The 20,386-nt window shown below is 39.6% G+C and carries 21 protein-coding genes and 2 tRNA genes; 3 read left to right on the top strand and 20 right to left on the bottom strand.

Features of this window, described 5'->3' with window-relative positions:
- Positions 1–799: site-specific integrase (locus tag N2257_06935; protein ID MCX7794119.1), on the top strand; the 799-nt coding region annotated here is incomplete at its 5' end.
- Positions 800–808: 9 nt separating this feature from the next.
- Here N2257_06935 and N2257_06930 read toward each other — a convergent pair.
- From N2257_06930 to N2257_06835, 20 genes are all read right to left on the bottom strand, one after another.
- Positions 809–881, bottom strand: a tRNA-Ala gene (locus tag N2257_06930).
- Positions 882–902: 21 nt separating this feature from the next.
- Positions 903–2,264, bottom strand: a complete 1,362-nt coding sequence (locus tag N2257_06925) for an insulinase family protein (GenBank protein ID MCX7794118.1) — start codon at positions 2,262–2,264, stop codon at positions 903–905.
- The gene (locus N2257_06920; protein ID MCX7794117.1) at positions 2,261–3,661 is read right to left on the bottom strand and encodes an insulinase family protein; all 1,401 of its coding nucleotides are present in this window, start codon (positions 3,659–3,661) and stop codon (positions 2,261–2,263) included. Before N2257_06920 ends, N2257_06925 begins: the two co-directional genes overlap by 4 nt.
- Positions 3,658–4,767: an aminopeptidase gene (locus tag N2257_06915; GenBank protein ID MCX7794116.1), complete on the bottom strand. Its 1,110-nt coding sequence runs from the start codon at positions 4,765–4,767 to the stop codon at positions 3,658–3,660. The genes N2257_06920 and N2257_06915 overlap by 4 nt, the downstream gene beginning before the upstream one ends.
- A gap of 12 nt (positions 4,768–4,779) precedes the next feature.
- Entirely contained in the window at positions 4,780–6,141 is a 1,362-nt protein-coding gene (locus N2257_06910) for a tetratricopeptide repeat protein (GenBank protein ID MCX7794115.1), read from the bottom strand.
- A gap of 1 nt (position 6,142) precedes the next feature.
- The gene (gene rsfS, locus N2257_06905; GenBank protein ID MCX7794114.1) at positions 6,143–6,496 is read right to left on the bottom strand and encodes a ribosome silencing factor; all 354 of its coding nucleotides are present in this window, start codon (positions 6,494–6,496) and stop codon (positions 6,143–6,145) included.
- Positions 6,497–6,561: 65 nt separating this feature from the next.
- Positions 6,562–7,221, bottom strand: a complete 660-nt coding sequence (gene nadD, locus N2257_06900) for a nicotinate-nucleotide adenylyltransferase (protein MCX7794113.1) — start codon at positions 7,219–7,221, stop codon at positions 6,562–6,564.
- Positions 7,218–8,129: a hypothetical protein gene (locus tag N2257_06895; GenBank protein ID MCX7794112.1), complete on the bottom strand. Its 912-nt coding sequence runs from the start codon at positions 8,127–8,129 to the stop codon at positions 7,218–7,220. The genes nadD and N2257_06895 overlap by 4 nt, the downstream gene beginning before the upstream one ends.
- Positions 8,119–9,051, bottom strand: a complete 933-nt coding sequence (locus N2257_06890; protein MCX7794111.1) for an MlaD family protein — start codon at positions 9,049–9,051, stop codon at positions 8,119–8,121. Before N2257_06890 ends, N2257_06895 begins: the two co-directional genes overlap by 11 nt.
- Entirely contained in the window at positions 9,029–9,664 is a 636-nt protein-coding gene (locus tag N2257_06885; protein ID MCX7794110.1) for an ATP-binding cassette domain-containing protein, read from the bottom strand. The genes N2257_06890 and N2257_06885 overlap by 23 nt, the downstream gene beginning before the upstream one ends.
- A gap of 12 nt (positions 9,665–9,676) precedes the next feature.
- Positions 9,677–10,357 carry an ABC transporter permease gene (locus N2257_06880; GenBank protein ID MCX7794109.1) on the bottom strand — a complete coding sequence of 227 codons (681 nt, stop codon included), beginning with the start codon at positions 10,355–10,357 and terminating at the stop codon, positions 9,677–9,679.
- Positions 10,358–10,360: 3 nt separating this feature from the next.
- Complete coding sequence (locus tag N2257_06875; protein ID MCX7794108.1) at positions 10,361–11,617, bottom strand: glutamate-5-semialdehyde dehydrogenase; 1,257 nt, start codon at positions 11,615–11,617, stop codon at positions 10,361–10,363.
- Positions 11,618–11,665: 48 nt separating this feature from the next.
- Positions 11,666–11,863: a hypothetical protein gene (locus N2257_06870; GenBank protein ID MCX7794107.1), complete on the bottom strand. Its 198-nt coding sequence runs from the start codon at positions 11,861–11,863 to the stop codon at positions 11,666–11,668.
- Positions 11,864–11,869: 6 nt separating this feature from the next.
- Entirely contained in the window at positions 11,870–13,399 is a 1,530-nt protein-coding gene (locus N2257_06865) for a YifB family Mg chelatase-like AAA ATPase (protein MCX7794106.1), read from the bottom strand.
- Positions 13,399–15,105 (bottom strand): DNA mismatch repair endonuclease MutL, encoded by a 1,707-nt coding sequence (mutL, locus tag N2257_06860; GenBank protein ID MCX7794105.1) that lies wholly within the window; start codon positions 15,103–15,105, stop codon positions 13,399–13,401. Before mutL ends, N2257_06865 begins: the two co-directional genes overlap by 1 nt.
- A 300-nt stretch (positions 15,106–15,405) precedes the next feature.
- Entirely contained in the window at positions 15,406–16,092 is a 687-nt protein-coding gene (locus tag N2257_06855; protein MCX7794104.1) for a phosphoribosyltransferase family protein, read from the bottom strand.
- Positions 16,093–16,094: 2 nt separating this feature from the next.
- On the bottom strand, positions 16,095–17,267 hold the full coding sequence (locus N2257_06850) for an isoprenylcysteine carboxylmethyltransferase family protein (GenBank protein MCX7794103.1): 1,173 nt from the start codon (positions 17,265–17,267) through the stop codon (positions 16,095–16,097).
- A 465-nt stretch (positions 17,268–17,732) separates the two neighbouring features.
- A tRNA-Arg gene (locus N2257_06845) sits at positions 17,733–17,809 on the bottom strand.
- Positions 17,810–17,839: 30 nt separating this feature from the next.
- Positions 17,840–18,811 (bottom strand): class 1 fructose-bisphosphatase, encoded by a 972-nt coding sequence (fbp, locus tag N2257_06840; GenBank protein MCX7794102.1) that lies wholly within the window; start codon positions 18,809–18,811, stop codon positions 17,840–17,842.
- The gene (locus tag N2257_06835) at positions 18,811–19,272 is read right to left on the bottom strand and encodes a TIGR00725 family protein (protein MCX7794101.1); all 462 of its coding nucleotides are present in this window, start codon (positions 19,270–19,272) and stop codon (positions 18,811–18,813) included. Before N2257_06835 ends, fbp begins: the two co-directional genes overlap by 1 nt.
- Positions 19,273–19,847: 575 nt before the next feature.
- On the opposite strand from N2257_06835, the gene N2257_06830 reads away from it, so the two are divergent.
- A complete protein-coding gene (locus tag N2257_06830; GenBank protein ID MCX7794100.1) occupies positions 19,848–20,003 on the top strand; it encodes a hypothetical protein in 156 nt (51 codons plus the stop codon).
- Positions 19,978–20,235 carry a hypothetical protein gene (locus N2257_06825; protein MCX7794099.1) on the top strand — a complete coding sequence of 86 codons (258 nt, stop codon included), beginning with the start codon at positions 19,978–19,980 and terminating at the stop codon, positions 20,233–20,235. The genes N2257_06830 and N2257_06825 overlap by 26 nt, the downstream gene beginning before the upstream one ends.
- Positions 20,236–20,386 lie beyond the last annotated feature (151 nt).

The following is a 20,386-nucleotide window of genomic DNA, read 5'->3' as shown; positions in this document are numbered from 1 at the left end:
GTTTAAAAAGATGAGGCTTGATGAGATAAAGACAAAGGAAGTTGAACTAATTCAGGCTCACTTAATGGATAAAGGATACTCAGTGGCTACCTGTAACAGATACATAAGCATAGTGAAGGCATCTTTTACAAAAGCTGAGGAGTGGGGTCTGATTAATGAGCAACAGTTAAGAGCCATAAGGAAGGTGAAACTGTTAAAAGGAGAGATTAGCAGGCTTAGATTCCTTTCAGAAGAGGAAATCCAAAGGCTTTTATCACATTGCGATAAACACCTCTACCCAATAGTATTCACTGCGATTAATACAGGTATGCGTAAGGGAGAGATACTGAACCTTAAATGGGATAACATTGACTTCAGAACTGGCTTTATCTATCTGGATAGAACCAAGAACGGATACCGTAGAGAAATCCCAATGAATGAATCACTGAAAGCACTTCTCAGGAAGCTACACAGCCAAAGAAGACTTGATACAAACTATGTATTCGTCAATCCACAAACAGGTAGACGATACACGGAGTTTAAGAGAAGCTTTGCTGCTGCTCTTAAGAAAGCTGGAATAAGGGATTTCAGATTTCATGACCTAAGACACACTTTTGCAAGTCAGCTTATCATGCGTGGAGCAGATTTAAAGACCGTGCAAGAGCTCTTAGGACACAGAACCCTTACAATGACACTGAGATACTCCCATCTAAGTCAGGCCCACAAAAAAGAGGCAGTGAGATTGCTTGACAAAAATTTTTATCACAATTTTTATCACAGTGGGGTTTCTGAGAAATTAGAGACTCTCATAACCCCTTGAAAAATCTAGTGGACGGTAGGGGATTCGAACCCCTGACCTCCAGAGTGCGATTCTGGCGCTCTCCCATCTGAGCTAACCGCCCGTGATAATGCTGATATAAACTTTATTCAGATTGGCTGGCCTTAATCTCCCCTTCCCTGCCAACTATTACGAAAAGTCCTTCTGTTGAAAGTAACTTATTGGCCACTTTTATTATATCATCTTTTGTGACTGACCTGATGTAATCAGGATATCTACTGAGGTAATCATCTCCTAGACCGTAAAATTCAGCCACCGAGAGAAAATCTGCAATCTTCTTTAATGTATCAATCCTTCTAGGAAGACTTCCTGTAAGATAGGCCTTTGCATCCTCAAGCTCCTGGTCAGTTACAGGTTCTTTCCTTAACCTTTCTATCTCTTCTTTTATTACCTTTATTGCTGTAATGGCTGATTCATTTTTCGTCTGGAGTTCTATTGCAAAAAGTCCAGGTTCTTCATTCAGGGTGAAATAACTTGAAACATCATAGGTAAGCCCCATTTCATCCCTTATCCTCTTCACAAGTCTTGAACTAAAACCTCCTCCACCTAGGATATAGTTCATCAGGGAGGCGGCATAGTAGTCAGGGTCACTCCTTCTTATACCGAAAAGTCCGTATACAATATTTGCCTGGGTGAGATCTCTGTTTATAATCAAAGGGGCTGAAAATCTTTTTTGTGTTTCTAAAATTACAGGCCTCTGCTCTTTCCTGGGTACTCCCTTCCAGTTTTTAAAATCTTCAATTAATACTTCAACCTCTTTTTGAGTGAGATCTCCTGCCACTACAAGTATAGAACCATCCGGTCTGTAAAGTCTTTTATAAAAATCTATAAGGTCTTTTCTCTTTATACCTTTTATTGACTCCGGTATTCCCTCAACAGGTCTTCCATAGGGATGGTTTTGAAATAGTCTAGCTCTTAATGTCTTCATTGCCAGATAGGAGGGCTCCTCTTCTTTTTTTATAAGTGCTGTTATGAGGATGGCTCTCTTTTTCTTTAACTCCTTCTCAGGAAAAACTGGATTAAAGACAATCTCTTTAAATATCCTGAATAATTCTGGCAGGTCCTTTTTAAGAACATGGAGGGATAGGATGGTATAGTCATAATCTGTATTTGCAGTTATAGAGGCTCCATAATACTCTATAATTTCACTGATCTCTTCCGCCTTCATTGTCTTTGTGCCTTCAAGAAGCATGTCAGCTACAAGTGAGGCAAGTCCTGCCTTCTCTTGAGGTTCATGCTTGGAGCCAGCCCTTATAAGAAGATTCAGAGAAACAAGGGGAAGCTCATGCCTTTCTACATGAAGGACGGTAAGACCGTTTTCAAGTTTATATTTTTTAACGTCAAGCTCAAAGGCATGAAGATCAGGAAAGATTAATATTGTAATTAAGAGAACAGTTATGAAGGATGCAATAAGATATCTGTATATCTTGAAATGTAAATGTCTCAATTTTTACGCTCCTCTTTTAATTTTAAATTAATTGGCACTAATATACCCACTGTTCTGTTATCTTCTATTAAATATTTACTGGCAACCCTCTGTACATCCTCTGGTCTTACCTCTCTTATTTTTTCAAGATATCTGTCCTTTAGGTGCCATCCACCAAGAAGCTCAAAGGTTCCCATAATTCTTGCCATGGAATAAACCGAATCCATCTCCATTATAAGGGCTGCCTCTATCTGATTTTTTGCCTTCTCTATCTCCCTTTCAGAAGGAGGGGTCCTTATTATGTCTTCTATGACTTCATATATTGCCTCTTCCAGCTCCTTAACATCCTTGCCCTCCAGAGGGATGCCATCAAAGAAAAAGAGATAGGGGAATCTATTAAGTCCACTATAGGAGGCATCCACAGATGCAGCAATCCTTTTTTTAGATATTATCTCCTTATAGAGCCTTCCACTCTTTCCAGTAAGTATGGAACTAAGAACCTCAAGAGCAGGGGCATCTGTGTGAGGAAAACTCGGCACATGATAGGCGATGAGCAGATAGGGTATCTCTGCCTCTTTTTTAAGATAGATTCTCCTTTCTCCCCTCTGGGGAGGCTCCTCTGAATAATGCCTTTCAGGGCTCTCTCCTTCTGGAATCTGCTCAAAAAATTCTTTAATCTTTTTTATCATCTCCTCAGGATTGACATCTCCAGCAACTATTATGAAGGCATTTGAAGGATTGTAAAATCTTCTGTAATAAGAAATAAGGTCTTCTCTTGTAATTGACAGAAGGTCAGACATCATTCCAATGACAGGCCATCTGTATGGATGGGCTTTAAAGGCAGTTAGCTGAACCTCTTCAAAAAGGGAAGCCTCAGGATCATCTTCATAACGAAGCCTACGCTCCTCCATCACCACAGCTCTTTCATATTGAAGGTCTTCCTCTCTGAGAAGGAGGTTTCTCATCCTGTCTGCCTCAATTTCAATAGAGAGATCTATCCTGTCTGAAGGCAGTATCTGGAAATAGGCGGTATAATCCTTTGTGGTGTAGGCATTGTCTATACCACCATTTTTCTGTATGAGCCTTGAGAGCTCCTTTGAACCGTATTTGGGAGTTCCTCTAAAGGCCATGTGCTCAAAAAGATGGCTCAGCCCTGTCTTACCCTTGGGCTCATCGATTGAGCCAACCCTGTACCATATCTGGAAGGTTGCAACAGGTGCCTTGTGGTCTTTAAGGATAATAACCTTAAGCCCGTTTTTAAGAACATACTCCTGAACCTTCTGCTCACCCTGTACATCATCAGGAATAAGCAAGAAATAAATAGATAAAATAGCAAAAGAAAGTACAAAGAGTATATTAAAAATCATCCTGTATTCTCTGTTCTGTTTATAGCATTCTTCAGTGAACCTGGCCATCATAAAATCTTCCCATCCTTTATAAGGAATTTTTCTTTTTTACCCTTTATTAGAATCACTGTTGGTCTGAAAATTACAAAATCCTGATGCAAGGGTGTTCTTATCTTTCCTCCAAAGGAGCTATTATCACCAAGGGCAATATGGACTGTGCCGAGGATCTTTTCAGACTCAAGGATATTATCAGGCCTTTTTGCACCATCATTTGTGCCTATTCCAAGCTCCGCTATGTTTGCATTCAGTGGATTCTCCTGAAGTTTTTTCATAAGCTCTTCCCTGAAAGGCTCATTACCCTCAATATTAATTACCCTCCCTTTTTCAATCCTTATTTTTAGCGGTGAGCTCAATTGTCTTGTGGGTGCCCATTCAATTACAAGCAAACCCTCTGCTTTACCTTCCACAGGTGCAAGAAAGACCTCACCTGCTGGAAGATTACCGAAGGAGCCCGGTCTTGTAAGTATGCCTGTGTCTGTATAGACCTTTCTGCCCTTTTTTGATAGCAGGAGGTCAGTGCCATTTGGTGCTGTTATTTTTATAAATTCTGCCTCTTTTAATTTTGAGGCTATACTCCTTGTCCTTTTAGCAAGGGCCTTCCAGTCAATACTCATTGGACCTTCAAGCATCGAGACCTCAAAAAGCGGCATACTGGCGTATCTTGATTTGCAAATCCTTGTTAGAAGGTCTCTGAAGTTCGTATGGCTTGTTGAGTATCTTGAAAGGGCTATGACTGCATTTGCTACAGCCTTAATATTTCTTTTTATAATATCCTCTGCGACCTTCAGCTCATCAGGTTCTATCTTTTTTTTAATTAGTTTGCTCAAGAGCCTTTTTTTCTTGAGTGCTTGTACAGTCTTCTCTCCAAAGGCAATCTTCCAGAGCCTTTCAGGTGGCTCCATTCCATGCATACCTGTTTCTGGGTACTCTGCATAAACGGCCTTACAACCAAGAGATTCTGCCAGGTCTCTAAGGATCAGACAGAATTCTTTTATCTTCTCCCTCTCAAGGTCCGTTTCACCAGTGATTGGCCTGTCTGTGAATATAAGGACATGCTCGCCCTTTTTTAAACCAAGGTTTACTTTTAAGATTGAGCTTGCTGCACGAGTAAAAAACATAATTTTATAATTTTACCTTTCGCTGGCAATCTGAGCTTCAAGCCTTCTTGAACCTTCACTCAGGGGTCTGCAGAACCACTCAAGATTGAAGGTATAGGAATTCCATTCTTTGCAGTTTGGACATCTTCCTGACCAAGTATCTGCAGTATATCCACAGTTGTTACAGCAATAATTCAACCTGAGGGTTTTTCTGAGGTCTATGGCTTTCCTGAATTCCAGAGCAGCCCTTTCAGGTTCTCTTCTTTTAAGATAAAGGTTCCCCAGAAGCCTGTGAAGCTCTGGAAAGGTTTCACCCCCTGTTTCCATATCCCTGAGAAGTGATATTGCCTCATCTATCATCTCAAGCCTGTAATAGAGTTTTCCAAGAAGGAAATTTAAAAGCGTATCATTCGGCCTTTTTGCAATAGCACCTTTGTAATACCTGATGAGTCTCGCAGGCTCTCCATTAGTTATTAATAAATCCTCAAGCCTTGCAAGTAAAAGTGGAGAGCTGGTCTCTTCATAGGAGTTCCATAGAAACTCTATTGCTCCCTCTGTTAAACCCTCTGAAAGCATAACCTCAACAAGACCCAGATAGGCTGGAATAAAGAATTTATCAATCTTGATTGCTGTTTTAAAAGACTTTTTTGCCCGTTCCATATCCTTTCTTTCAAGGCTTACCCTTCCAAGCTCGTATTTATAGCCAGCAAGGAACCTCCTTTCCTGTCTTCGGGATCTTTCATCTGGAAGGGCTCTTATAATCTGCCTCTCCAGGTCAACAAGCTCTTCCCACCTCTGAAGGGCCTCAAGAACATTTCTCTTCCGATAAAGTGCTGATATATTTGTCCTGTCCAGACTTAATATATCTTCTATATATTTCAGGGCATCCTGCCACCTTCCTGCCCTCTCCATAAGAGTTGCCATATTAAAAAGAACATCCAGTCTCTTTGGTGCAAGCTGTCTTGCCTTTTCAGCATAGGAATAAGCCTTATGAAGATCGTTCTTTTCGAGGCAGAGTTCAGAAAGCCTTAGATAGGCATGAATGAAATCAGGCGATTCTTTTATTATTAGTTCAAGGGTATGCCTTGCCTCTTCCTTTTTTCCAGCAAGGATAAGGTCAAGGGCCTTTGAATAAAGTTCATTTTTTCTTTCCTCTTTTTTCTGACGCTTCTGTTCTCTTAGGTTTTTGATAAATCGTCTGGTATCTCTTATAGTATAAATAAAAAGAACTAGAAAGGCTCCGGCAAGGCCAGATACTATCATAAAGACTATCTTTGGAGTCTCATATACATGCTCTGGAGTGAAGGCTATGGTTACAGTCTCTTTATTGAGGGTAGCAAGGTATCCGAGACCTATAAGTATAAAAAGAAATAAAATTAGAACAAATCTCCCCATCTCAGCTCTCCTTAAGCCTTGCTTTTGCTACCTCTATCCTGGGTGCATCAAGCCAGAGCTTCTCCAGTTCGTAATAATGTCTTGTCTCTTCCTCAAAGACATGGATTATTATATCTCCATAATCCATCAGAACCCAGTGGCTGTAAGATAGCCCTTCTATAGAAAGTGGTTTAAGGCCAGCCTTCCCGAGGCGCTCTTCAATATGCTCTACAATTGCCCGTACCTGTGTGGTACTATCTCCTGAACATATAATGAAATAATCTGTAAGGATTGTAAGATCCTTCAGCTCAAGAATAACAATATCCCTTGCCTTTTTATCGCTGGCAAGTTCATATACCTTCCTTGCCTTATCTATACTCCTGACCTTGAACCTCCTGTGACGTAGAAAAATCTCTTTATTTGCAGGTTTCAGGTCAGCCTTTATCTGTTTCCCCTGAAACCGAGTATCCTATTTTTGATTATATAGTATTCTACTTCCTCTGGCAAGAGATATTTTATACTTTTCTGTTTTTTAATAAAAGTCCTTATAATGCTTCCTGAAATGGAAATGGCAGATACCTTTATGAAATGGAAGGGTCTATGCACGAATTCTTCAATTTCACCACTTATAAATTTATGAAGTTCTTGCCTGTCTACTCCATAGACAAGAAGGTTCTGAAGCCTTGTAAGAGGAAAATCAGGTCTAGTGACAACAATAATTTCTGCAAGCTCAAGTATCCTCTCGGGTTTTCGCCACTTTGGAAGATCGGCTATTGCATCTGCACCTGCTATAAAATAGATATTCCTGTCGGGATGCTCTTTTTTAAATATCTCAAGAGTATCCACCGTATATGATGGACCTTCACGTTTTAACTCCACATCAGAGAATTCAAAAAAGGGATTACTTTTTATAGCAAGCCTTACCATCTCTGCCCTGTGATGGCTTTCTATAAGTTCACTCTCTTTAATCTTAAAAGGAGGTATGCCCGCAGGAACAAAGATAACCTTAGAAAGATTGAATCTCTCTCTGACTTCCTCTGCTATCCTCAGGTGTCCGTAATGAATCGGGTTAAAGGTTCCGCCCAGAATACCTATACTCATTGACCTTCAAGCTCAATAAGTAATTTCTGTACCTCTTCTATCCTCTCTCTGTCAGACCTTAAATTCCATATCTCAAGAGCCCTCTGAAGATATTCCCTTGACCGTTCTCTGTCTTTATCTCTGTAATATCTTCCCAAGATCTCCATATCAAGCCCTATCTTTTCAGGAATGGCGAGGTTTTTGTCAATTCTCAGTGCTTCAAGAAGGTGATATTCTGCCTCCGCTTTTCCTGACACTGCATAGACCTCTCCGAGAATCCTGTGGCTGTTTGCCCTTTCAAGCATGGAAAAATTATTTATCCTTAGGGATTCAAGGAGATAGCTCTCTGCTTTTTCATATCTACAATTAAGAATCTCTATCCTGGCATAAAGATTAAGTGCCCTTGTCCTTACAGAGACATTTTTTGTGCTTAGAAGTATATTCTTTACATATTCCTTTGAGCCCAGTGCCTGTAGGTCCTTTTTAAAAAAATCTATCTCTATTTCATTAAGATATAATTCTTCTCTTAGCTCCTCAGGGATGGATAGCCCTAACACTTCAGAGCGCCTAAGAAGACTCTTTGCAGTGTTTATAACTTCATTAGCCTCTTCAATATTTGAGGCTGAGATAAGAAGTCTCGAAAGATTTATAAGTATTATAAGGGTGAGTCTATCATCCTGAACAAGACGAGCCCTTTTCAGTGCCTCTTTATAAAGAGAGAGTGCCATATCTGTATCATTGCGCTCAAAGGCCTTTGCTGCTCGTTCCATCGCTCTGTTAAGCTCCTCAATCCTGTAGGGTTCACTTGGAGGAGCTTTGTAGCAACCTGCAAGAAAAAGGTTAATAAGAAGGGGCATATATATAATTATGAAGTAAATCTTGTGCCTGAATCCTTTATCATCTATACTTAAAGTTCTTTCATCTTTCATAGGTGTCTCCCTCAAGAGGTTTTATCTCTATCTTCTTAATACCACTCCTTACAGGCCATAATCCCTTAATGCTCTGGAGAATATCTTCAATATCCTCAAGATTTCTTCTAGTATTTTCAAGAATGGCTGGTATATCCTTTGAGGAAAGATCTACTGTTTCTTTAATTGTCTTTGCTGTATCAATAAGCTCCTTTGATAGACGATCTATAGATTCCCTGGTAGTCGTGATAAGTCCTGAAATTTCCTCTAACCTCCTTTTAGTTTCAGCAAGGGTATCTTCTGTGCTTTCTCCTATGGAGACAGCCCTTCTGTTTAGCTCTTCAAGAAGTTTATTCATTGATTCAGTAGTTTCTATCAGATTCTCTGTAACTTTCTGTATATTTGAGAGGCTTCTTTTTATTTCACCCCTGGGTGAATTAATATAATCAAGGAGCTCCTTTATTCCCCCTATAATATCTGTAAGCTCTTGCTTCAGCTCTCCAGCCATCTCCTCAATACCCTTTAGTCTTTCAAATCTTATCGGTTCTCCTGGTCTGAGCTGCCTTTCCCTGCCAGGAATTACTTCTATTATAGATTCTCCGATTAAACCCTCTTTTGTAAGAATAGCAAAGGAATCTGTTCTCAGCCATTTCATATGAGAGCTCTCTATAGAAAGTATTACCTTTACAGAAGCATCATCCTGAAGTTGCATCTCTTTCAGCCTTCCAATCTTGAAACCAGATACCTTGACAGGCATTCCAACAGAAAGTCCTGTAGCCCTATCAGCAATAAAGTAGACGTCTTGCATTTTTACAAAAAGCCCGCGCTCCTTTGCTATAAGAAAAAGGAGGAGAAGACCTGATAGTAGGGCTATAACACTGAAAAGCCATACCTTTCCTTTAAGAAAAAGAAATCTTGGATCAGTCTCCTTGATCTCCTGCAATTACATACTCCTTTCCAACAAGATCTACATCTTCACCTGAATGAAGGATATATAAAAGGGCTGTTCTTTCTTGTTTCAATCTATCAATACCTTTTATCAGGGCCTCTTTATCAGACAGGCTCAATCCTTCAAAGGCTGAATAAAGGATTATGATCTCGGGCTCAAGTAGCAAGGCCCTGCCGATGCCGAGAAGGACTTTTTCAAATAAAGAGAGTTCTGCAATCCTGCTCATGGGTTCCTTTCTGAAGCCAAGTTGATCAAGTATTTTAAGGCCTCTTTCTTTAACCTCCTGGCCAGATAGTCTTCTGTGATAAAGGGCTGGAAGGATCAGATTTTCCCATGCCCTTAAATTACTTATAAGACCTCCCTCCTTAAAAATGACCCCTGTTTTCTTTCTCAGTTCCATAAGACCGTCCCTGCTTAACTTCGCTGGATTAATCTGAAGGATTCTCAATTCACCTGTTTTTGGTTTCTTCATTCCGAGTATCATATGGAAAAGCTCCTCACCCCTTTCCCTTTGCCTGAAAAAGAACACCGCTCTGGAGCCTTCCTGGATCTGAAAACTCAGGTCTTTCAGATAAATACCGGATATTCTGAAGGCCTCTATTACCATGATTCCTCTTCGTTAAGAGCTTTTTAAAAGTGTTACGAGCAGGTTTATTATACCATCCAGCAGAAAGAGGGAAAATAGTCCTCCTGTAACTGCCTTTGTTGCCCTCTGAGGTATCTCTGTTGGACTACTTTTAACAGAAAGACCCTGCCATATGGAAAACCCTGCTATTGCCATCCCAAATACAATGGATTTCAAAAAGGATATAAAAACATCCCTGAAGGAAAAGTTTGCAATTATGGCCTCACCATATTCTGAAAAAGGTATATGGCTAAGAAGGCTTGCAAGATATAGGCCTCCAAATAAAGTAACAATCTGGAAGTAAATGGTCAATACAAAGGATGAGAAAATGATTCCCTGAAGCCTTGGTTTTAAAAGATATTCTTCTGTTTTTATTCCCATTGCCTCAAGATAAAAGATCTCCCTGTTTAATTTCATCGTTGCAAGCTCTGTTGATATGGCAGTGCCACTTCTTGTAAGTATAATTAGACCTGTAAAAAAGGGACCAAACTCTCTTAAACTCAACCAGAGGAGAATCTTAGTGACCGTGCTGGCTGAGGCAGCACCAGCTAGTGAGGTGATCAGAAGGATTATTATCAGTCCTATGAAAAGTCCGCTTCCGCAGACAGCTGGCAGTGCCTGTATGCCTGTAAAATAAATCTGCCTGACAAGTACCTCATTTTTTGGATGAAGCACAAACTAATGCCTCAGCTGTCCACTTCCAAGTACTATAAACTTTGTACATGTTAGCTCCTCAAGACCCATTGGTCCGCGGGCATGAAGCTTATCAGTGGATATACCTATCTCTGCACCGAGTCCGAATTGATAACCATCATTAAGCCTGGTTGAGGCATTAACAAATACTGCAGAAGAATCTACCTCTCTCAGGAATCTCATAGCCTTTTCATAATTTTCAGTAACAATGGCATCAGAATGCTTCGAGCCGTATTTTGCTATGTGCTCCATTGCCTCATCCATATCTTTAACAATCCTAACATTGAGAATAAGCGCAAGATATTCACTGTAATAATCCTCTTCCTTTACATCCATGACAGATGGATAAATCCTTTTTGTCTTTTCACAACCCCTCAATTCAACACCTGCATCCTCAAATCTTCTGAGCATCCGGGGCAGAAACATCTCTGCAATTACTTCATCAACGAGCATGGTCTCCATTGCATTACATGTGCCGGGCCTCTGCACCTTTGCATTAAAACATATCTCTTCAGCCATCTTAAGGTCTGCATCCCTGTCAACAAAGACATGACAGACGCCTTTGTAATGTTTAAGAACAGGGATTCTCGAATTTTCTGTCACTGTTCTTATGAGGCCCTCTCCACCTCTGGGAATAATGAGGTCTATAATATCAGCAAGCTTGAGCATCTCCGTTACAGCCTCTCTCTCAGGAATATCAATGAATGTTACAGCATCTTCAGGAATACCTGTGGAGTTTAATGCTTTTCTCATTATATTTACGAGTGCTCTGTTTGAATTAATTGCCTCTGAACCACCCCTTAGTATAACTGCATTGCCAGATTTAAGACAGAGGCTTGAGGCATCTACTGTAACATTGGGCCTTGCCTCATAGATAATGCCTATTAATCCTATTGGTGTACGCATCCTGCCAACAAGCATTCCATTTGGTCTTCTCCACATCTTAGTAATCTCAAAGACAGGGTCAGGAAGCTGGGCAACCTCCATAAGACCTGCACATATTTCATTGATCCTTTTTTCATTCAGTGTGAGCCTGTCAATAAGAGCTGAACTCAGTCCTTTAGCCTTAGCTCCGTCAACATCCTTTTTATTTTCTTCAATGATAAAATTCATCTCCTTCTTAATAAGCTCTGCCATACTGAGAAGGCAGGCATTCTTTCTTTCTGTGGAGGCATTCATTAATTTCCTTGCTGCCTCCCTAGCCCTTAGTGCCTTCTCAAGAACAAACTGCCTTATATCCATGATGCCTCCTTTATGATGGAAAATGAAAATTCAATCTTTTTTTAATATTTAATTAAAATGTTCAAAAGCCTTTTTGATGTATTGTATTTTTTCAGGTGGACAGGGATTTTTCCTCTCTCCCTGCCTGTTTGGTGCTCTCCTTGGATTAAGTCCACAAATCTCATTTATATGGGCAATCCAGCATGTTTTTGGAGTATACCCGTACTGTTGTTTAACCCATTCCTGAATTTCTTTATACGTGGCCATGCTAAATTATATCATAACCCTGTCCATCATCCTGTACTGTATTGCCTCTGAGATGTGGGATGGAAGTATATCATCACTTCCATCCATATCTGCTATTGTCCTTGATACCTTCAGTATCCTTGTATATGCCCTTGCTGAGAGGTTCAGCCTCTGCATTGCTTTATCAAGAAGGGAATGTGCCTCTTCTTTGAGTCTACAGTATTTTTTAATATGCCTTGTCTTCATCTGCCCATTGGAGTATATGCCTTCTTCCTTAAACCTTTTAAGCTGTCTCTGCCTTGCCTCTATCACCCTCTGTCGAATCACCTCTGACCTCTCACCTGAATAATCCTGAGAGAGCTCCTTGTATGGCACAGCTGGAACTTCTATCTGAATATCAATCCTGTCAAGAAGGGGGCCAGAGATTCTTGTCCTGTATCTATGTATCATACCTTGTGTGCATGTGCACTGGTGTCTGCTGTCACCGAAGAATCCACAGGGGCATGGATTCATTGCAGCTACAAGGGTAAATCTTGCTGGAAAGGTAATAGATGCAACAGCCCTTGATACAGTTACCTCTCCATTCTCAAGGGGCTGTCTGAGGACCTCAAGAACATTTCTTTTAAATTCAGGAAGCTCATCAAGAAAGAGCACTCCATTGTGAGCAAGGCTCACCTCACCAGGCTTCGGAACCTGTCCACCACCTATAAGTGCTACATCAGAGATTGTATGATGGGGTGATCTGAAAGGTCTTATGTTAATAAGAGCCTGATTCTTTATGAGTCCTGCTACTGAGTATATCATTGTTGTCTCAAGTGCCTCCTCAAAGGTCATATCAGGCATTATGGTTGGAAGCCTCTTTGCAAGCATTGTCTTACCTGCTCCTGGTGGTCCAATCATGAGGACATTGTGACCACCTGAGGCGCTTATCTCAAGGGCCCTCTTAGCGTGCTCCTGTCCCTTCACATCTGAAAAATCATCTTCATAAATGGAGGAGTTCTTCATTATCTCAGAAATATCAATTTTAAAAGGCTGGAGCATCTTTTCATTTCTTAAATGAAGTATCACATCTGTAAGACTTACTGCTCCCAGAATCTCCAGTTCCTTTATTACTGCTGCTTCCTGAACATTCTCCTCAGGAATTATCAGACCCTTTAGATTGAGTTTCCTTGCCTTTATTGCTATCGGAAGTGCGCCTTTTATTGGCTTTACCCTTCCGTCAAGGGAGAGCTCTCCTGCAATAAGATATCTGCTTGCATTTTCCTGAGGAATAATGCCCTCAGCTATAAGTATGCCTATTGCAATTGGAAGGTCAAAGGATGAGCCCTCTTTTTTCAGATCTGCTGGAGCAAGATTAACTGTAATCTGTTTTAATGGAATATTAAAGCCTATATTCTTCAGCGCTGCCTTTATCCTGTCCTTTGACTCCTTCACTGCAGTATCAGGAAGTCCTACAACAGAGAAATGGGGAAGCCCCCTTGAGGTAATGTCAACCTCCACCTCCACTGGATGGGCATCAATGCCGAATATGCTGGCAGTAATTACAGTTGAATGCATTATAGCCTCCCAAACATCTTGAGAAGTTCATTTAAGGTTATCTTTATTAAGGTAGGCCTTCCATGAGGACAGTGATAGGGATCAGAAGCCTTTAAGAGCTCACTGTAAAGTGTCTTAACCTCCTCAATATTTAAAAAATCTCTTCCCCTTATTGATTTATGACAGGCAAGACTTGCTGCAAGGGCCTTTTTCTTATCAAAAATTTCCTCCTCAGAATCCATTCCTTCTGCGGAGGTTTTAAGTACTGAACCTATATCATCAAGAATACTCTGAAGAGAGTTCTCATCATAAAATTCAGGCAATGTCCTCACGATCACTGTTCCTGAGCCAAAGTCCTCAATCTCAAGTCCCATTTCGTTTAAAATTTCTTTGTTATCAAGTATACTCCTGTATAACGCTGGCTGAAGTCTGACCTGTTTTGGAAAGAGTAGTCTTTTAGGAATAACCTCACCTTTAAGATATCTTTCATAAAGCACCCGCTCATGAGCTGCATGTTTATCCATTATAAGAAGGCCATCCTTCTGAAACATAATTATAAAGATCTCGCCCAAAAAAATGATATCTCTTTCTGAAGGTAATGAAGTCTCATAGCATGAAGCCCTTTCAAAAAGACCATGAGCTGAATCTGTTGTATTGTAAGCATAGATAGGACCTGAAGCTGAGATCGGCTCATGAAACCTATCTGAGCTACCTGATGCTTCAAACTGAATAACCTTAAGCTTCTTTACGCAGGCATTCTCTACAGCGTTCCTCACAAATTCATAAACAGAAGAACTATCACTGAATCGTATCTCCCTTTTGGTGGGATGAACATTGAAGTCAACCTTTGAAGGATTAATTTTTAAATAAATAACAAAGAGCGGATGCTTACCCTCGGGAAGAATCCCTGAAAGGCCATCATATACTGCCTTTGTTATGACAGGATCCCTTACCGGTCTCTGATTCACAAATATATACTGATTAGTTTTTTTAGCCCTGAGCTCAGGTGGTCTTGATATGAAGGCATGAATAGTCATGTCATCAAATTCATGCTCAAATTCATCCATGTGTTCAATACTCTCCATGCCAAAGACCTGGGTAATCCTTTCTCGCGGCTCGTAAACAGATGGAAGGAAGAGGAGTTCTGTATTATCAGCAAAGAGTTTGAATCCGAGTTTGAAGTCTGCAAGTGCCTCTGAGATTACGGTTTCAATAACATGATTGAGTTCTGTGGAGTTAGCCCTGAGGAATTTTCTTCTTGCAGGTGTATTGAAAAACAGGTCCCTTACAGTCACTATTGTACCCTTTAATGGCGGTGCATCCCTAATAGATTCTATCTCTCCACCTGCAATCTCGATTAATGTTCCCGGCAGGGAAGTATCTATGCCTGTCTCTATGGTAAGCCTTGACACAGCAGCTATTGATGCAAGTGCCTCTCCCCTGAACCCCAGAGTCTTGAGTTTGAAGAGATCTTCTATTTTTGATATCTTACTCGTTGCATATCTCTCAATAGAAAGTAATGCGTCATCCCTGTCCATACCGCATCCATCATCAGAGACCTTTATCAATTTTTTTCCACCATAAAGTATTTCTACAGTGATATTCCTTGAGCCCGCATCAATGGCGTTTTCTATTAATTCTTTAACAACAGAGGCTGGTCTCTCTATAACCTCTCCAGCAGCAATGACATTCCTGAGATGTTCTGGCAGGATCTGAATTGATGGCATACGGTAATTATACAATAATCATTAAATCCTGTGCGATGTGCTATAATTAGTCATGAATCTCTGTCCTGTTTGCAAAAAACCTGCTGATGAGTGCATCTGCTGTCCTGAATGAGGTCACGTCTGTCTCCTAGATCTAGGAGAACCATACTGCCCCGTTTGTAGACCTGAGCCTAAGAAAAAATTCACTGAAGAGATTTTCAAAAAAACAGCAGAGAGTCTTAAGAACATAAAAAAATGATGTTTGAAATCCTTTTAATATTTTTTATAAAAAGCTGCTAGTAAAGGATTTCCTTTAAAAAACTATCTTTTATATTTTAAATCCTTAAGAATATTGATAACCTCTTCATCAGAAAGGTCATACCAGTTCCTGTAGGCATCTGCTACAGCAAAGGATAATCCTGTTCTTACATTTAAACAGTAAATCTCATCAACCTCTTTTTTAATTCGTTCAACAGTCCTATCAAGACCAGTTGGCACAGCTATTATTATTTTTGCAGGTCCTCTTTTTTTTAAAAACCTGATAGCTGATAGCATTGTGTATCCTGATGCAAGACCGTCATCAACGATTATCACAATCTTATCTTTAACAGGTGGATAATCCCTTGCATTCCTGAAGAGATTCTCTCGCATAGATATTACCTCTTTAGTCTTTTTTATCTGTTCCTCTATTTCTTCATCTGTCAACATCAGGTGGCTGAGTAATTCCTTATTAAGAAGCACATTGCCATCAGGGTCCATTGAACCAAAACCTGCCTCAGGGTTATAGGGCACCTGTATCTTTCTTACTATTATTAGCTCCATGCTAAGATTCAATGACCTGGCTATCTCTGCAGCTACTGGAACACCACCGGATGGAATTGCGAATACAATGGCTCCAGAATCTTTATACTTTATTAACTTCTCAGAAAGAAGTATCCCAGCCTCTTTTCTATCTTCAAAAACACCTGTTCTGTCTCTTAATGAAATATTCTCTATTAGATAATCCATCTTTAAAATATAGGCATAGGGGCATCTCCCCATTTATGTCTTGGCTTAAGTTCTTTAATGGACAGTATTTCTCCTATTTTAATATCCATATCTATTTGAAGAAGAGGAAACCTTCTTGAACCGAAGGCGAAGATGGCTTTTCCCTTTAAAGGATTTCCCTCTCTGTCTTTTACAGAAAGGAATATAAGCCGTCTTAAATAATGACTGTCGGGATAAAATCCAAGCTGCATTTTGGTGTAATTAATAAAGATCTTAAAAAACCTTAAAAACACGTTGCTTCCAGAAGGCCTCTCAAACTCAACAGGATAGAGTCTCTCCATGTCGGTTATTATTGCCATTAAGAAAAAATCAGAGGGCATGATATAAACAAGCTCGGCATTATACTCATTTAAGATTCCCTTTAATCTATCATCTTTGATAACATTAAGTGCATGAAAGATATCATCCTCATTAACGGGAAATACAGATACAAAAGACATTCCATCCCTTTGAACAACTGGAATCTTATTAATTGAATAACTCCTGAGCACTATGGCTAAAAATATAGATATACTCAAAACAATTACATAAAGGATCAGGATTCCTGCAGTCTTTGATCTCAAGCCACTAAAAAATAAAGAATAAAATCTTCCACCAATGTTTTTAGGAAGAAACATGGGTACCCTTTTCATATAATCAAGATATCCTTCTCCGTACTGATTTATCATGCGCTGCTCTTCATTCCTTGCCAGTAAATAATAAACAAAGAGCATAGAGATATAAAGAATCAGGATAAGAAATCTTGGCCAGTAAAGAAGAAGACCGAATCCTGCGATGGCAAGACCAAGATACTGAGGATGCCTTATTCTACAGTAGATGCCTTTTGTTACAACACCTTTTCTTCTGAATTTTGCATAATAAAGAGGAATGGCAGCATAAAAAAAGATGAACATGCCAAAAAAGAATGTTAAAAGCTGGACAATCCCTAGAAGCTGTATCAGAGGGTCTTTAATAAATACAAAATGGGGAAGAAAAAATTCTGTTAGCCAGCTGAGGTATTTTGAATTATAGAGATAATTAAGAACAGGGTTGTAAAAGGAGTAAAAGTAAGCTGCAAAAGGACTTATCATTATGAAGATCTCAAGACCTATGAGGAGGTATACTAAAAATGTTCCTTTAAGGAGGATTTTTTTCATGATTAAATTGCCTTAATTATAATTCTCGCTTTTTTAAATTTTACTCTAGCCTATATAGAAATGCAAGTACAATCCATGGTAATGTAAAACTTTATGTGTAAAATTGAAAAGTAAAGAACAAAAGGGTGTATCCTTGATAAAATAGTCTTCAAGCTAAGCTTCTTATGTTTCCATATCAAGCCTCCTCAGATTCAGATACGGTTTTTTTGTCTTTTATTATGTTTTTAGTTCTTCCCTTTGCTGCTTAACAGAGTTTACTTATCAACTCACAAGGGACGTTCATGGAAGTAAAAAGGACAGAACCAGGATTTGCACAGCAAACATAGATAGGGATAGCCTATGCAGTAATTGGCCTATTAAATGAATTTACACAGAAGTAATGACATTACCAGTCTATTTTTATAAAGGTAGTAGTCCTTATTATACGTCATTTAAAGGCTGGTTAAGCCCTTTTAATCAGTAAGCTGGCGCCCCCTGCAGGAATCGAACCTGCGACACCAGGTTTAGGAAACCTGTGCTCTATCCTACTGAGCTAAGGGGGCTCAAAATATTATAGCATAACAGGTTGACCTCTATTCCCTCTTTCCAATTTCTAAAAGCAATTCCTCTATATCCTCTCTGCTTCCGAGGAATACAGGAGTATTTTCATGGATATTAGAGGGCTTTATCTTGAGTATATCCTTTTCACCTGTTGTTGCTCTTCCACCTGCCTGCTCTACTATTAATGCCATTGGAGATGCTTCGTAAATCAATCTGAGCTTGCCCTTTTTGTTCTTTGAGTCCGCCGGATAGGCAAAGACTCCACCTTTTATGAGTACCCTGTGTACATCTGCAACCATTGCACCTGCATATCTTGATGTGTATCCCCTTACCTTTAGATTATCCACATATTTTTTTAATTTTTCGTCCCATTTATGATAATTTGATTCATTGATGGAGTAGATTTTACCCTTTGCTGGTATCTTTATATCTGGATGGGAAAGGAGAAACAATCCCACCGCTGGGTCAAGGGTAAAACCATTAACTCCATTTCCTGTAGTATAAACAAACATGGTTGATGTTCCGTAAAGTATATATCCTGCTGCAACCTGAGTCTCTCCCTCAACTAGAAAATCTTCTATTGTGCCTTTGATTTTTCTATGTATTGAAAAGATTGTTCCCACATTTACATTCACATCTATATTTGATGAACCATCAAGGGGGTCAAAGGCAATGATGTATTTTCCATTTTTGCCCTTTTCAGGAAAGATTACCTCTTCCATCTCCTCTGATGCAAGAGCATAAAACTGTCCGCTGTCAGAAAGATGCCTCACCATGAGATTATTTGAAAAAACATCAAGCCTCTGGACCTCTTCACCATGCACATTTATATTTCCGCTCTTACCAAGTACATCAGCAAGACCAGCCATCCTTACATGGGCTGCGATGATTTTAGCAGCTGACTCAATTGCCATCAGGGCAAGACTTAAAGAGCCCGTTGCATTTGGATACCTTCTTTCTTCTTCAAGGATAAATCTGTTAAGGTCCATTCCAAGCTCTGCCATTATTTTCCTCCTAATATATTGAACATTTTTTCTACTGCCTCCTCAGGGGTTTCTGCCTTAATGACTCCTTTTATATCCCATGTCCTTATGCCTATCACAGGCTTTCCTGCTTTCAGGGCAAAGGCTATCTCAGAGAGCGTTCCATATTCTCCTCCTATGGCAATAAGTCCATCAGCACTTCTGACAATGATTATATTTCTTCCTTCGCCAAATCCAGTAGCAACTGGAATATCAATATAGGGATTTGCTCCTTCCTTAGAATCAGCAGGAAGTATTCCCACAGTAATTCCTCCTGCTGATTTTGCTCCTTTAGCCGCAGCCTCCATTACGCCACCAAGCCCACCGCATATAAGTATAGCTCCTTTTTTTGCAATAAGAAAGCCACACTCCTCTGCGATTTTTCTGATATTGTCATCAGCCCTGCCTGCTCCTATTATGGCAATGAAAGGTCTACTTGACATAATCTATTATAGGATAAGGATGGAAAAAAATTAAAACCTTTTTCGTCCACTCCTTCCATCTATTCATGATGATGTCCCTTTTTATGCATACTCATATGCCTCTATCACTTCTACAACCACTTATCTTGAAAAATACAATCCTCTGGCCAACTTGGGCTTTTTGCAACTCTTAAAATTGTATCCTGCATGGGATAAGATCTTTGCTTTTTGCAAACTGCTTTTGATTGCCAGAAATACAGAAAATCTTAAAAATTGTTCCCCGTGGAACATATAGAATGTCTTTACTTCAATAGTTATAAAACTTCAGACAGTAAATTGATATCTATCGGAAATCATGAATACCTCACAAGATGCTGTAATCTTAATATCATGAAAAATATAAATCTGCCTAGAGAACTGCTCTGGGATTACAGAGAGCCACCAGAAGACCTTCTCTGAAGGTTATAGAGGATAGCTGATTTTTTTCCTGCCTTTTGTACATATAAAGAGACTGTCATATTTCTTTGAATATAGAGACAGGTTAAGACTTGAAGAGGGCAAATACAAACTAATAGCTCTTTATAAAGAGATATGGGATGAAAGAACCTGTAAAGGGGATTGAAGATAATCTGATTCTAACAGACTTCCAGAAGCCTTCCTCAGGGAATTTGGAAAATCTTCGCTCAAGGAGGTATTCAGGCTTAAATGCCCTAAGTGCCTTCTATCTTGAGCACTTTTTCAGAAGACCTTGATTTCTTTTCCTCAGAAAAGGTTCCTTTTTATATACCCGAAGGATTTATAAAGTCACTTGCTTTTGTAAAGGATGCTACTTACACAAAGCTCTTTGACAAAAACATCTTTACCTTTAAGCTTGAGAACGGCTCTTTCCTGAAGGTTGAATTTACTTATTATCCTCTTAAGAATATAGAACAACCCTTTTTGCGGAACGGCATATTGATTGATAGTTTTATTGATATTGTGTAAATAAGCTCTGTGCATTGGCTGACAGGATAGACCTCAAGGACTATGTTGACATTTATTTTTCTATAAGGAATGGGGATCAATCCTTAGAAAATCTGATATTACTTGCTGAGCAAAAGCGTGACGTTAAGGCACTAAGGTATCTCCTCTAAAG

It is taken from the genome of Thermodesulfovibrionales bacterium (assembly GCA_026417875.1).
In the GTDB taxonomy this organism is placed as follows: Bacteria; Nitrospirota; Thermodesulfovibrionia; order Thermodesulfovibrionales; family CALJEL01; genus CALJEL01.
The sequence above is the reverse complement of the archived record's forward strand: the minus strand, read 5'-3'. Positions and strand labels throughout refer to the sequence as shown.